This window comes from Lichenicola sp. GTC18331 (genome assembly GCF_055386855.1).
Genome location: NZ_AP045015.1, coordinates 727360 through 740702 on the forward strand (window position 1 = coordinate 727360; position 13343 = coordinate 740702).

Sequence of the window (13343 nt, forward strand, 5' to 3'; positions counted from 1 at the left end):
GCCGCAGGCGTTCTCGTTCAGGCGCTCGATCGGCTCGGGATTTACATCCCGTGCATGCCGCTCATCTGGCCTTCGCCATTGGTGGCGACGGCCGGAACTTCCGGGTCGGTCATGCCCTCGCTCATGGAGTGCATGATCCAGAGCGAGCCGACGATCAGGATGAACACGACCAGGATCGCGAAGCCGAAGGCGACCACATTCCAGCGCTGCTCGGAAGACGCATTCAGGTGCAGGAAGAACACCAGATGCACCATGATCTGCACCACCGCGAGGATGGCGAGGCCCGGCAGGATCCAGGAATGCGGCACGGTGCCCGGCACCATCACCGGATAGAAGGCCGCGACGGTCAGGATCACCGACAACACGAAGCCGATGCCGTAGGCGCCGAACGTGCCGTGCGCCTCTCCGGAAGTGGAGAGGTGCGTCTCGTGGGAGTGTCCGTGGGTGGCAGGATGGCTCACGACTGGACCCCCAGCAGATAGACGAGCGTGAAGACGCAGATCCAGACGATGTCCAGGAAATGCCAGAACAGGCTCAGGCACATCAGGCGGTTGATATAGACCGTGTTCAGCGGCTTACGGCCGATGGTGAGCTGCGCCACCAGGGTCGCCATCCAGATCAGGCCGCAGGTCACGTGAAGGCCGTGCGTCGCGACGAGGGTGAAGAACGCGCTCAGGAACGCGGAGCGGTCCGGACCGTGTCCTTCGGCCACCAGATGGTGGAACTCGTTGATTTCCATGCCCACGAAGCCGAGGCCCAGCAGGAAGGTCACGCCGAGCCAGCCGATCACCGCGCCCAGCTTGTGCCGGTACGCGTTGATCATGGCGAAGCCGTAGGTGGACGAGCTGATCAGCAGCAGGGCGGTTTCGACCCCGACATATTTGAGATCGAAGATGTCCTTGCCGCTGACGTCCCCGGCATACTGGTGACGAGCGACCGCAAAGCCCGCGAACAGCGTCGCGAACAGGATGCAGTCCGTCATCAGATAGAGCCAGAAGCCGAACACGTTGTTCGGCTCGTGGGAATGATCCTCAGCGAACTCGCCGTTATGGGCGACGAGGCTGTCAGGCGACATGAGCGGGCTCCAGCTTGGCGACGCGCGCGTTGTGGAGCGCCTCGATGCGTGCGACCTCCGCGGCCGGCACGTAGTAGTCGATGTCATCGTTGCAGGAGCGAACGATGAAGATGACGGGGATGGCGACGAAGGAGATCGCGGCCAGCCACCAGATGTGCCAGATCAGCGCGAAGCCGAGCACACCGGCAGCCACCGCCATGAACAGACCGGCCGGCGTGTTCCGGGGCATGTGGATGTCGGAATAGACCGGGGTCTCGCGCGCTTCGTGACCGCGCTTCTTGGTCTCGTTGAACGCATCCAGAGCATCGACATGCGGCAGCACGGCGAAGTTGTAGAACGGCGGCGGCGAGGCGGTGGACCACTCGATGGTGCGGCCGTTCCACGGATCGCCGGTGACGTCCTGGTTCTCGTGACGCTGACGGATGGAGACCACCAGACCGATCACCTGGCAGGCGATGCCGCACAGCACGAGCAGCGCGCCCACCGCGGCGATGTCGAAGAAGGGGGTCCAGGCCGGGTTGTCGTAGTGGTTCATGCGGCGCGTGGCGCCCATGAAGCCCAGCGCATAGAGCGGCATGAAGGCGACGTAGAAGCCGGTGAGCCAGAACCAGAACGAGGCCTTGCCCCAGCCGTCATGCAGCTTGAAGCCGGTCGCCTTCGGGAACCAGTAGGTGTAGCCGGCCATGTAGCCGAAGAACACGCCGCCGATGATCACGTTGTGGAAGTGCGCGATCAGGAACAGCGAGTTGTGCAACACCCAGTCATTGCCCGGCAGGGCCAGCATCACGCCGGTCATGCCGCCGATCACGAAGGTGACCATGAAGCCGATCGTCCACAGCATCATGGAAGTGTACTGGATGCGGCCACGATACATCGTGAACAGCCAGTTGAAGATCTTCACGCCCGTCGGGATCGAGATGATCATCGTTGTGATGCCGAAGAAGGCGTTCACGTTGGCGCTGGAGCCCATGGTGAAGAAGTGGTGCAGCCACACGATGAAGGACAGGAAGGTGATGCACACCGTCGCGTAGATCATCGCGTTGTAGCCGAACAGGCGCTTGCCGGAGAAGGTCGGCACCACTTCGGAGAACACGCCGAAGGCCGGCAGGATGAGGATGTAGACCTCCGGATGGCCCCAGGCCCAGATGAGGTTCACATACATCATCTGGTTTCCACCAAGGTCGTTGGTGAAGAAGTGCATACCCAGATAACGGTCCAGCGACAGCATGCCGAACGTCACCGTCAGGATCGGGAACGCGGCCATGATCAGGATGGCGGTGCAGAGGATGGTCCAGGTGAAGACCGGCATGCGCATCCAGGTCATGCCCGGCGCGCGCATCTTCACGATGGTGACGAAGAAGTTCACGCCGGTGAGCAGCGTGCCCAGACCGGTGAGCTGCAGCGACCAGATATAGTAGTCGACACCGGTACCCGGCGAGAACTTCAGCTCGGACAGCGGCGGATAGGCGAGCCAGCCGGTCTGGCCGAATTCGCCCAGCACCAGCGAGATGTTCACCAGGATCGCTCCGGCGGCCGTCATCCAGAACGAGAACGAGTTCAGGAACGGGAACGCCACGTCGCGCGCGCCGATCTGCAGCGGCACGGCGATGTTCATCAGCCCGATCATGAACGGCATCGCCATGAAGAAGATCATGATGGTGCCGTGAGCGGTGAAGATCTGGTCGTAATGGTGCGGCGGCAGGTAGCCGGGCAGGCCGTCATGCGCCAGCACCTGCTGCGTGCGCATGAGGATCGCGTCGGAGAAGCCGCGCAGCAGCATGATCAACGCGACGATGATGTACATCACGCCGATCTTCTTGTGGTCCACCGAGGTGAGCCACTCGTGCCACAGATACGGCCACTTCTTCATATAGGTGATGGTGCCGAGAACGGCGACCACGACGAGCGCCATGAAGACGCCCGCGCCCATGATGACCGGGGACTCAAGGACCGCAAGGTCCCCCCAGGTCATCCTCCCGAGGAGGTTCATGACTACTCTCCCTTCATGCCGGAGTGGAAGCTCTCGGCCTTGCCAAGGTACTTGGCGATGATCTCGTTAAACAGATTCGGTTCGACTGCGGAGAAATACTGGACGGGCGCCTTTTCCTCCGGAGCCGCGACCTTGGAATAGTTGTCGGCTTCCAGCTTGTCGGACGAGCCGCGCACCTTGGCGACCCAATCGTTGAAGCCAGCGTCGGTTTCCGCCTTGGCGTTGAAACGCATATCGGAGAAGCCGCGGCCGCTGTAGTTCGCCGAAAGGCCCGGATAGGTGCCCGCCTCGTTGGCGATCAGATGAAGCTGCGTGCGCATGCCGGCCATCGCGTAGATCTGGCTGCCGAGCTGCGGAATGAAGAAGGAGTTCATCACCGCGTCGGAGGTGATGCGGAAATCGATCGGGGTGTCGGTCGGGAAGGCCACTTCGTTGATGGTGGCGATGCCCTGCTCCGGGTAGATGAAGAGCCACTTCCAGTCGAGCGCGACCGCTTCGATCACCAGCGGCTTCTTGGCGCTTTCCAGCGGACGGTACGGATCCAGCGCGTGGGTGCTGGTCCAGGTCAGGTAGCCGAGGAAGGCGATGATGAGGGTCGGGATGCCCCAGCAGAAGATCTCGATCTTGACCGAGTGGCCCCAGTCCGGCTCGTAGCGCGCGCCCGAGCCTGCGCGATAGCGCCAGGCGAAGAACAGCGTCAGCAGGATCGTCGGGATGACGATCACGAGCATGGCGTAGGTCGAATTCAGGATCAGCGACTTCTCAGCGGCGCCGATCGCGCCCTTCGGGTCGAGGATCGAGTAGTTGCAACCGCCCAGCGCCAGCAGCGCCCCCAACGCCGTCGCGGGCGGGGCGAGTTTCGCCACGCCCCCGCGAAGGGCCCCCACCGGGGACGGTCGTTCTTGCATCATCATTCAATGCCCCTTGCCCTGCATCCGCGATGAACACATCCCCAGCCCGGGCGGCTGGGACGCGGAAACGATCCGATCACCGCGATCCGGCGCGGCGGTTGCGACGCACAATAACAAAACTGGCCCCGGACGGCCAGTTTCTAGCCACATTTTCCCATGACGTCGCGTTTCACGTCGTCATGGGCTGTTGATCAACTCGCAGCCAGCCGAAGCCGCCCTGCGACGCGCTCATGCCCCATCAACGGCAGCAGATCGCGCAGTTCCGGACCCTGCTCCTCGCCGGTCAGCGCCAGGCGCAGCGGCAGAAACAAAGGCTTACCCTTGCGGCCGCTCGCATCGCGGAGCGCCGCCGTCCAGTTCGGCCATGTTTCTGGCGACCAGGGCCGCTCCGCCGTATCGGGCGGCAGCAGTTCCAGCGCCTGCAACAGGAAAGCCGATTCCCCGTCCTGAACCGGCGGCACGATGGCGCCTCCGACCACGTCCCACCAGTGACGAAGCTCGACAAGCATGTCGACATTGCCGCGCACGGCGAGCCAGAACGCTTCCGTGGCGCCTTCCGGCAGCCTGTCCTGCACCGCCTCGAACGGGGTCAGGTGCATGGTGCGGCGGTTCAGCGCCAGAAGCTGGCGCATGTCGAACCGCGCCGCCGACTTGGAGACGTGGCGCACGTCGTAGGTCTCGGCGAGCTGGGCGATGCTCAGCGGCTGCGGGTCCTCCGACGAGCCGAGCCGGGCCAGATAGGACACCACCGCCTCCGGTTCGAGCCCGTCCTGACGCAGCGCGCGCAGCGAAAGGCCTTCGAAGCGCTTGCTGAGCTTGCCGCCGGCCTCGTCCAGCAGCAGCGGCAGATGAGCGAAGGTGAACCGGTCCGGGCGACCGCCCAGAGCCTGGATGATGTCGAGCTGCACGCCCGTGTTGGTGACGTGGTCCTCGCCGCGCAGCACATGGGTGATGCCGAGTTCGAGATCGTCCACCACCGAGGCGAGCGTGTAGAGCACCGTGCCGTCGGCGCGGATCAGCACCGGATCGGAGATGGCGGTGAGCTTCACCTGCGACGGGCCCTGCACCAGATCGGTCCACGCGGCGTGACCGTCGGACAAACGGAAGCGCCAATAGGGACGCTTGCCGTTGGCTTCGGCCTGCGCGCGCTGCTCCGAGGTGAGCTTGAGCATGGCACGGTCGTAGATCGGCGGCTTGTTCTGGCGCAGGCGCATCTCGCGCTTGGCGCGCAGCTCCTCCTCGCTTTCGAAGCAGGGATAAAGCCGGCCGCTCTGCTTGAGCTTCTCCGCCGCCGCCTCGTAGCGGGCGATTCGGTCGGACTGGCGCACGACCTGATCCCAGTCGAGGCCGAGCCAACGCAGGTCCTGCTCGATGCCGACGGCATATTCCTCGCGCGAGCGCTCGGTATCGGTGTCGTCGATGCGGAGAATGAACTCGCCGCCATGGCGCTTCGCGTGCAGCGCATTGGCGATCGCCTGACGGGCATTGCCGACATGCAGCAATCCGGTCGGGCTGGGAGCGAAACGAAGCTTCATGCCGGGTTCGCCTCGCCGTCTTCGTCCCCGTCCTCGTCGTCTTCGCCGTCGGCCAGACGCGGATCGATGGACCGCCAGTCGCGCTCGATCTCCGAGCCGGGATGGGAGGCGAACTCGTCCAGTTCGTTGGCGGAGCGCCAGCCCTGCTCGGCGGCGTCGATCACCTCGGCATCCTCGCCATAGGCGAACCATGCGGCCAGCACGTCGCGCGCGCCCTGCCCCGGCACCCGGCACCGCTCCAGGCTGTCGCGCACATAGGCGCGGCAGAAGGCATTCGCGAGCTGCAGGGTGGGAAACCCCTTCACCTCTTCGACGGTGTTGTCCTCAGACGCGCCGGACAGGTCGATGATCCGGACCCGCCAGCCGCCCTCTGGCGCGAACAGCTCGTCGCTCATTCCGCCGTCCCGTTTTCTTTCCGCAACAGGAACTCCCGTCCGATCTTCACCCGCGGCACGCCGTCATAGGCGACGATGTCGGCGGTGGCGTAGGTTTCACTCCAGGAATCCGGAATGAAGCTCCCGGTTCCCACCACGTCGATGGGGGCGTGGGCATCGGCCATCACGCGACACTTGTCCACCCCGAAGCCGGAGGAAACGACGATCCGCACACGGGGAAACCCGTTCTCGTCCAGCGTCTCGCGCATGCGCCAGATCGCCGCCGCCGAAACGCCGGTGCCGACCAGATGGCGCAATTCGGTTTCGCTGCGGTAACGGCGTATGGCGCCGGGCGCGCGCCGTTCGATCACCGCATAGGAACGCTGCGGATCCAGCCCTTCCAGGAACCGTCCGCCATGAGTGTCGAGACGCATGGCGACCCGGCCTTCCGCGGCCAGTTCGGGAAAGCGCCGGCAGACCTCGAGCGCATCCGTGATCTCGCGGCCGAAATAATCCACCAGAACGGTGAGATCCTGATCGGGGAAGGTGTCCCGGAACATCTCCGCGGCGCGGAGGGTGGAGCCGGCATAGCCGATCAGGGCGTGCGGCATGGTGCCGAAACCGGCGGCGGCGCCGTAGAAATGCGCCGTCGCATCGTTGGCGCAGCCGATGAAGCCGAGCGCGCCTTCGCGTTTCGCCGCCTTCGAGCCGACCGAAGCGGCGTAGGCCATCATTTCCTGCATGTCGAACCCGGCGCAGTGCCGGGCTTCCATGGCCAGAAACCGTGTGCCGGGCAGCGCCAGGCACATCTGATAGGCGTTGTGCGCGGCGACGCAGGCCGAGCCGAGACGCTGCAGCAGCAGCGTTTCGAGATCGGCCAGACCGGCGAAGGAGCCGGTCACGTAGAGCAGCGGCTCGCCGGCGCCGACCCAGTCGCCTTCTTCGAAGCGACATTCGCAGTCGATCTGCAGACCGCGCTCTTCGGCGACGGCGCGCAGCCAGTCGAGCATCAGCCCGTGCGCCGCGATCACCGGACGGCGCAGGAACAATGCGTAGGTCACACGCGCGTCGCCGAATCGGGTGACGATCGCCTTGGTGCGGTTGAAATACGCGTCCGTGCGCGCGGCGATGTCGCGATCGTCGGTGCCGCCGGAGATCACGAAGCGGAGTTCCGACGGCGCGCGGTGAGCTCTTCCGCCACCAAGAAGGCCATCTCCAGCGACTGCTCCGCGTTCAGGCGGGGGTCGCAGAAGGTCTCGTAGCGGTCGCCGAGATCGGCCTCGGTGAGACGATGCGCGCCGCCGACGCATTCGGTCACGTCCTGGCCGGTCATCTCCACATGGATGCCGCCCGGGATCGCGCCTTCCGCCGCGAACGCGTCGAAGAAGCCGCGCAGCTCGGCCAGGATGGCGTCGAAGGAGCGCGTCTTGATCTTGCTGGCGGTGCTGATCGTGTTGCCGTGCATCGGGTCGCACAGCCAGACCACCTTGCGGCCCGAACGCTGCACGGCCTTGAGCAGCGGCGGCAGATGCCTGGAGACGCCCTCGGCACCCATGCGGCTGATCAGCGTGAGGCGGCCGGCCTCATCCTCGGGGTTGAGGATGTCGATCAGGCGCAGCAGGTCGTCGACCTGAGTGGTAGGGCCGACCTTGAGGCCGAGCGGGTTGCGCACGCCGCGCAGAAACTCGACATGGGCGCCCTCCGGCTGACGGGTGCGGTCGCCGATCCACAGGAAATGCGCGGAGCAGTCGTACCAATCACCGGTGGTGGAATCGACGCGTGTGAGAGCCTGCTCGTAGGGCAGCAGCAGTGCCTCGTGCGAGGTGTAGAACTCGGTCTCGGTCATCTGCCGCGCCTGCCCCATGCCACAGGCGCCCATGAAGTCGAGCGTCTCGTCGATGCGCTGGGCAAGGTCCTGGTAACGCGCGGCGAGCGGCGAGCGCTCGACGAAGCCGAGATTCCAGCGATGCACCTGATGCAGGTTGGCATAGCCGCCGCCGGCGAAGGCGCGCAGCAGGTTGAGCGTGCCGGCCGACTGGAAATAACCGGTTTCCATGCGCACCGGATCGGGCACGCGCGAGGTCTCGTCGAACGCGGAGCCGTTGATAATGTCGCCGCGATAGGAGGGCAGGCTGACGCCGTCCACGGTTTCGTTGTCGGAGGAACGCGGCTTGGCGAACTGCCCGGCCATGCGCCCGAGCTTCACCACCGGCACCTTGGCGCCGAAGGTGAGCACGACGGCCATCTGCAGCAGCACGCGGAAGGTGTCGCGGATCACGTCTGCGGTGAATTCGCCGAAGCTTTCGGCGCAGGCGCCGCCCTGGAGCACGAAGGCGCGGCCTTCTGCGGCGAGGGCGAGCTGCTGCTTCAGGCGGCGCGCCTCCCCGGCGAACACCAGCGGCGGATAAGCGCGCAGACGTGCCTCGACGCGCTCGAGGGCGGCTTGGTCGGGATAGGACGGCATCTGCCGCACCGGGCAGGCGCGCCAGCCGGCCGGGGTCCAGGCCGGAAGGGCGGAACCTGTCTCGGAAAGAACGGCGCTCATGGTGTGTCTTCTCTGATTAACGGCGGCTTACGGCCTCGTTATCCACGCAAAGCTTCCGAACGGGAAGCGGCGCGGAGTCAGGGCAGCCGTGAAACGCGGCGGAAGGTGAGGTTCAGGCGGAACGGGCCGGTGGCGGGATGGGCGCCGGGTTTGAGCGGAGCAATTCCGTGAAAGGCAAGCCGGGAGGGGCCGCCCCAGACAGCGACGTCGCCATGGGCGAGGCGGAACCGACGCACCGGATCGTTGCGGCGGAGACCGCCGAACAGGAAGGTGGCGGGCAGGCCGAGGGAGATCGAGACGATCGGAGCGGTCAGATCGCCCTCGTCATGGTCCTGATGCAGGGACAGGCGCGCATCGGGCTGGTAGCGGTTCACCAGGACGCATTCGGGATCGAAGCCGGGAAAGCCGGCCACGCCCGCTGCCGCGACGGCCGCGTGCCGGAATGAAGCCGGCATCGGCGGCCAGGGATGGCCGGTCAGCGGATCGGTACCGACATAACGGTAGCCGGCGCGGTCGCTGTGCCAACCGACGGTGCCAGCATTGGTCATGGCGACAGACATGACCGCGCCGTTCGGGGTGTGCAGGTGACGGAACGGCGATGCGTCGGCGACCGCCAGCGCGTCGGTAACCAGAGCCGCCGCCGCGTCGCGGGCGAAACCGGGCAAAAGAAACGCGCCGGGCGCGAGTGAGACCGGGGCATCGTCCGGGGGCAACGCATCGAACAGATCCATGCTGCCCCCCTTTCGACGGTCCCGCCCGGACAAACCGGGCCGGAACCGGTTTCAGCCGAGCATGCTGCCGGTCTTGATGAAGCGCGAATGCCAGGACAAGGCCTCGTCCGGCAGCGATGGCGCGTGCTTGCCATAGCTGCTGGCGAGGGCGCGGGCGTAGTAATCGCGCAACGCATCGCGATAGGTCGGATGAGCGCAGCGTTCGATCACCAGCTCGGCGCGACGGCGCGGCGCCAGACCGCGCAGATCGGCGAGGCCCTGCTCGGTCACCAGCACCGCGACATCCTGCATGATGTGGTCCACATGCGCGACCTGCGGGACGATGGCGGAGATGGCGCCGCCCTTGGCGGTGGAGGGGGTCACGAAGATGGAGATGGAGGCATTGCGCGCGAAATCGCCCGAGCCGCCGATGCCGTTCTGGATCGCCGAGCCCATCACGCAGGTGGAATTGACGTTGCCGTAGATGTCGGCCTCAATCAGCCCGTTGGTGGCGATGCAGCCCAGGCGGCGCACCAGCTCGGGATGGTTGCTGATCTCCTGCGGGCGCAAGATGATCTTGTCGCGATAACGCGGCATGTGCTCGTTGATCCGCGCCGCCGCCGCCGGGCTGAGCGAGAAGGCGGTGGCGGAGGCGACGCGCAGACGGCCGCTGTCGATCAGGTCGAGCAAGCCGTCCTGGATCACCTCCGTATAGGCGGTGAGATTGTGGAACGGCCCGTCCACGAGGCCATTCAGAACGGCGTTGGCGATGTTGCCGACGCCGGATTGCAGCGGCAGCAGCGATTCCGGCAGGCGGCCCTTCGCGACTTCATGACCCAGGAATTCGAGCAGATGCCCGGCGATGGCGCGGGCCGTCTCGTCCGGCGGAGAGAACGGCAGGTTGCGGTCGGGGGCGTCGGTCTCGACGATGGCGACGATCTTGTCCGGATCGCAGTTCAGGAAGGGCTGGCCGATGCGGTCGTCCGGGCGGATCAGCGGGATCGGCACGCGATGCGGCGGCAGGCGGGTGCCGTAATAGATGTCGTGCATCCCTTCCAGCGCTGCGTTCTGCCAGCGATTCACCTCGAGGATGACCTTGCCCGCGCAATCGAGCCAGGTCTTGTTGTTGCCGACGGAGGAGGACGGGATCAGCGAACCATCCGCGCGGATGCCGGAGATCTCCACCACCGCGACGTCGAGCGGGCCCAGCGCGCCGCGCCAGGCCATCGGCGCGACCTGGCTGAGATGCATGTCGAGATAGTCCATCTCGCCGCGGTTGATGCGCGACCGCGCGATCGGATCGCCGTTATAGGGCAGGCGCAGCTCGATCCCGTCCGCGTTGGCCAGCACGCCGTCCAGCTCCGGACCGGTGGAGGCACCGGTCCAGACCTTGACCCGCATCGGCCGTCCGGCGGCCCGCTCGGACTCCATCCGGACAGCGAGCGCGGTCGGCACGGCCTTGGGATAGCCGGCGCCGGTGAAGCCGCTCATGCCCAAGGTCATGCCATTCTGAATGAGGGCGGCTGCGTCCTCCGCGGACATGATCTTGGACCGGAGATGCGCTGCGGCGATGCGGTCGGTCATTATCCTCTCCCTGCCGTCCGTCGTTGCGGCGGCATTTTTCTGTAGCCTGACGGCGCCCTTCGGACGCGTCGGGTAAGATTTCTGCCGCCTTCGAACTCCGGTCGCCAGAAGCGGACAACCGCCGCAGACATGTTTCCGGCCGAAACCGTATCCGAAGCGAGACAGACCGGCTTGCTCATCTTGCGGAAGGTTTGGCGGCTCCCCTGCCCCATCGCAGCGCGGTGTCATCATGCGCCGCGAGGCTCTATGCTGCACCGATGCCGTTTCTGCTGCTGCTCGGCGCGATCCTCGCCGAAACCATCGCCACCCTGTCGCTCAAGGCATCGAACGGGTTCTCCCGCCTGGGGCCGTCGGCGCTGTCGGTCGCGGGCTATGCGATTGCGTTCTTTCTCCTGTCGCTCACCTTGCGTTCGGTCCCGGTCGGGATCGCCTATGCGATCTGGTCCGGCGTCGGCATCGTTCTGGTGAGCGTGTTCGGACGGATCTTGTTCGGCCAGACGCTGGACATGCCGGCCCTGGCCGGGATCGGGCTGATCCTGGCGGGGGTCCTGGTGATCCAGCTTCTGTCCCGTGGCGGTGCACCCCACTAGGGCGGACCGTCATCGCGTCTCAATCCGCGGAGTCGTATCGCAGCGTCCCTGCGAGACGAGGGGCGCCCCCGACGTCGTTCGGGTGGTTGATCCCATCCATCACCGGAATGTCGGCGAAGTCGAACGGGCTGCATCCCTCCAGGCAGGCGACGTTCACCGCGAACGCTCCCGGGTCGGATCGCCGGCGCAGATGGGTATGAATGCCGCAGCGCGCGCAGAAGAAATGCTCCGCCACCATGCTGTTGAAGCGATAGGCGCTCAGGTATTCGAGGCCTTGCGTGATCCGGACGCCGCCGGGTGGAGTCGGGACGACGACCGCGCCCCTCATCCGGCAATAAGAGCAGGTGCAGCGACGTAGGCCCGCGAAACCGTCTAGCAGCGTGGCTTCGAACCGTACTGCGCCGCAATGGCAGGCGCCGTGCAAAACGACCTTGTCTTTCATCCTATTATCCTCCGTTCAAACGGTGGCAAACATGGAGAACGCGCCAAGCGCCGAGATCGGCATGCTGGTAACGCAAGCGGAGTTCCAACCTTACGCTAGCAGCGACGCCTCAGCGTGGCGCTCCACCAGCGTGGTACTGGTGGGGTTGAGGCCGTAAATCACGACATCGACGCCGCGCTTGCGGAGGCCCGCGACCACGCCTTCCAGCGCGCCGACGGCGGTGATGTCCCAAAGATGGGCGTCGGAAAGATCGATCCGAACGTGTTTCGCCGTCTCGTCCGTGCGGAACTGCTCGGCGAACTGGTCGGCCGAGGCGAAGAAGACCTGCCCGCGCACGACATAGAAGCGCGTATCGGCGGCTTCGTCGAAGCGGCTGTCCACCTCCATCATGCGCGTCACCTTGAAGGCGAAGAACACACCGCTGAGCAGCACGCCGACCACCACGCCGATGGCGAGATCGGAGGTGGCGACGACCACGGCGACGGTGACGAGCATCACCATGCTCGACGTGCGCGGGTGCTGCACCAGGTCGCGCAGCGAACTCCAGGAGAAGGTGGAGGCGCTGACCATGATCATGATCGCGACCAGGGCGGCGACCGGGACCTGCGCCAGCCAGGGCCGCAGGATCACCGTGAGCAGCAGCAGGAACGCGCCGGCGACGAAGGTGGATACGCGGCCGCGGCCGCCATAGCGCACATTGCCGACGGTCTGGCCGATCATGCCGCAGCCGGCGATGCCGCCGAACAGGCCGGCGGCGATATTGGCGAGGCCGAGGCCGGTGCATTCGCGGCGCTTGTCGGAGCGGGTTTCGGTCAGTTCGTCTACCACGCTGGCGGTCATCATCGATTCCAGCAGTCCGACAACGGCCATCGCCAGCGCATAGGGGGCGACGATGGCGAGCGTCTGTCCATCGAGCGGCAGATGCGGCCAGTGCAGACCGGGCAGAGAGGATGGCAGGCGGCCGAGATCGGCGACCGTGCGCAGATCCATCGGCACCAGCAGCGACACGATCGTCAGCACGGCGATGCAGATCAGCGGCGACGGGATCGCCGTGGTGATCCGGGGCATGCCGTAGATCAGCACGAGGCCGCCGGCGATCATGGCGAGGTTCTGCCAGCCGAAACCGGGGCCGAAGCCCCAATGCGGGCCGACGATCTGCGGCAGCTGGGCGGAGAAGATCAGGATCGCCAGCGCGTTGACGAAGCCGGTGCGGACCGAGCGCGACACGTAGCGCATCAGCACCTGCAGCTTGAGCAGCCCGAACACGACCTGGAACAGCCCGGCGAGCAGCGTGGCGGCGAGCAGGTAATCGAGCCCGTGCGCGCGCATCAGGGCGGCAGCGACCAGGGCGACAGAACCCGCCGCACCGGAGATCATCGCCGGGCGGCCGCCGGTGACGGCGATCACCACGCCGATCACGAAGGAGGCGAACAGCCCCACCTCCGGATCGACACCTGCGACGAAGGAAAACGCGATCACCTCCGGGATGAGCGCAAAGGTGCCGACCATGCCGGCGAGAATCTCGGTGCGAAGCGAACGGAGCATGGAGTGCCTCATCGGCGAAGGCGGCGCACGAGCGCCACCGCG

Annotated in this window: 13 protein-coding genes; 1 reads left to right on the top strand and 12 read right to left on the bottom strand. The window is 65.9% G+C overall.

Annotated features, from left to right (window positions below; genetic code table 11):
- Positions 1-41: 41 nt before the first annotated feature.
- The 10 genes from cyoD to scpC form a co-directional block, all read right to left on the bottom strand.
- Positions 42-461, bottom strand: coding sequence for a cytochrome o ubiquinol oxidase subunit IV (gene cyoD, locus ACZ5BM_RS03415; RefSeq protein ID WP_498909962.1), 420 nt, complete (start codon positions 459-461; stop codon positions 42-44).
- A complete protein-coding gene (gene cyoC, locus ACZ5BM_RS03420) occupies positions 458-1075 on the bottom strand; it encodes a cytochrome (ubi)quinol oxidase subunit III (RefSeq protein WP_498909963.1) in 618 nt (205 codons plus the stop codon). The genes cyoD and cyoC overlap by 4 nt, the downstream gene beginning before the upstream one ends.
- Entirely contained in the window at positions 1065-3065 is a 2001-nt protein-coding gene (gene cyoB / locus ACZ5BM_RS03425) for a cytochrome ubiquinol oxidase subunit I (RefSeq protein WP_498909964.1), read from the bottom strand. Before cyoB ends, cyoC begins: the two co-directional genes overlap by 11 nt.
- Before the next feature lie 2 nt (positions 3066-3067).
- On the bottom strand, positions 3068-3952 hold the full coding sequence (gene cyoA / locus ACZ5BM_RS03430; RefSeq protein WP_498909965.1) for a ubiquinol oxidase subunit II: 885 nt from the start codon (positions 3950-3952) through the stop codon (positions 3068-3070).
- 215 nt (positions 3953-4167) lie between these two features.
- Positions 4168-5511, bottom strand: coding sequence for a glutamate--tRNA ligase (gene gltX / locus ACZ5BM_RS03435; protein ID WP_498909966.1), 1344 nt, complete (start codon positions 5509-5511; stop codon positions 4168-4170).
- Positions 5508-5906, bottom strand: coding sequence for a hypothetical protein (locus ACZ5BM_RS03440; protein ID WP_498909967.1), 399 nt, complete (start codon positions 5904-5906; stop codon positions 5508-5510). Before ACZ5BM_RS03440 ends, gltX begins: the two co-directional genes overlap by 4 nt.
- The gene (locus ACZ5BM_RS03445) at positions 5903-7045 is read right to left on the bottom strand and encodes a beta/alpha barrel domain-containing protein (RefSeq protein ID WP_498909968.1); all 1143 of its coding nucleotides are present in this window, start codon (positions 7043-7045) and stop codon (positions 5903-5905) included. The genes ACZ5BM_RS03440 and ACZ5BM_RS03445 overlap by 4 nt, the downstream gene beginning before the upstream one ends.
- On the bottom strand, positions 7042-8430 hold the full coding sequence (locus ACZ5BM_RS03450; protein WP_498909969.1) for a 3-deoxy-7-phosphoheptulonate synthase class II: 1389 nt from the start codon (positions 8428-8430) through the stop codon (positions 7042-7044). Before ACZ5BM_RS03450 ends, ACZ5BM_RS03445 begins: the two co-directional genes overlap by 4 nt.
- 77 nt (positions 8431-8507) lie before the next feature.
- Positions 8508-9161 (bottom strand): 2OG-Fe(II) oxygenase family protein, encoded by a 654-nt coding sequence (gene alkB / locus ACZ5BM_RS03455; RefSeq protein ID WP_498909970.1) that lies wholly within the window; start codon positions 9159-9161, stop codon positions 8508-8510.
- A 51-nt stretch (positions 9162-9212) separates the two neighbouring features.
- Entirely contained in the window at positions 9213-10724 is a 1512-nt protein-coding gene (gene scpC / locus ACZ5BM_RS03460) for an acetyl-CoA hydrolase/transferase family protein (protein ID WP_498909971.1), read from the bottom strand.
- 257 nt (positions 10725-10981) lie between these two features.
- Between scpC and ACZ5BM_RS03465 the strand changes: the two genes are divergently transcribed.
- Entirely contained in the window at positions 10982-11314 is a 333-nt protein-coding gene (locus ACZ5BM_RS03465) for a DMT family transporter (protein WP_498909972.1), read from the top strand.
- A gap of 19 nt (positions 11315-11333) precedes the next feature.
- On the opposite strand, the gene ACZ5BM_RS03470 is transcribed toward ACZ5BM_RS03465, so the two are convergent.
- Positions 11334-11756, bottom strand: a complete 423-nt coding sequence (locus tag ACZ5BM_RS03470) for a GFA family protein (protein ID WP_498909973.1) — start codon at positions 11754-11756, stop codon at positions 11334-11336.
- Between the two features lie 90 nt (positions 11757-11846).
- Positions 11847-13301, bottom strand: coding sequence for a SulP family inorganic anion transporter (locus ACZ5BM_RS03475; RefSeq protein ID WP_498909974.1), 1455 nt, complete (start codon positions 13299-13301; stop codon positions 11847-11849).
- Positions 13302-13343: the final 42 nt, after the last annotated feature.

What these genes read in the sequence shown, in the direction of transcription:
- cyoC (WP_498909963.1), bottom strand. Translation starts at nt 1,075, where the DNA reads ATGTCGCCTGACAGCCTCGTCGCCCATAACGGCGAGTTCGCTGAGGAT.
- cyoB (WP_498909964.1), bottom strand. Translation starts at nt 3,065, where the DNA reads ATGAACCTCCTCGGGAGGATGACCTGGGGGGACCTTGCGGTCCTTGAG.
- gltX (WP_498909966.1), bottom strand. Translation starts at nt 5,511, where the DNA reads ATGAAGCTTCGTTTCGCTCCCAGCCCGACCGGATTGCTGCATGTCGGC.
- ACZ5BM_RS03440 (WP_498909967.1), bottom strand. Translation starts at nt 5,906, where the DNA reads ATGAGCGACGAGCTGTTCGCGCCAGAGGGCGGCTGGCGGGTCCGGATC.
- ACZ5BM_RS03450 (WP_498909969.1), bottom strand. Translation starts at nt 8,430, where the DNA reads ATGAGCGCCGTTCTTTCCGAGACAGGTTCCGCCCTTCCGGCCTGGACC.
- alkB (WP_498909970.1), bottom strand. Translation starts at nt 9,161, where the DNA reads ATGGATCTGTTCGATGCGTTGCCCCCGGACGATGCCCCGGTCTCACTC.
- scpC (WP_498909971.1), bottom strand. Translation starts at nt 10,724, where the DNA reads ATGACCGACCGCATCGCCGCAGCGCATCTCCGGTCCAAGATCATGTCC.
- ACZ5BM_RS03465 (WP_498909972.1), top strand. Translation starts at nt 10,982, where the DNA reads ATGCCGTTTCTGCTGCTGCTCGGCGCGATCCTCGCCGAAACCATCGCC.
- ACZ5BM_RS03470 (WP_498909973.1), bottom strand. Translation starts at nt 11,756, where the DNA reads ATGAAAGACAAGGTCGTTTTGCACGGCGCCTGCCATTGCGGCGCAGTA.
- ACZ5BM_RS03475 (WP_498909974.1), bottom strand. Translation starts at nt 13,301, where the DNA reads ATGCTCCGTTCGCTTCGCACCGAGATTCTCGCCGGCATGGTCGGCACC.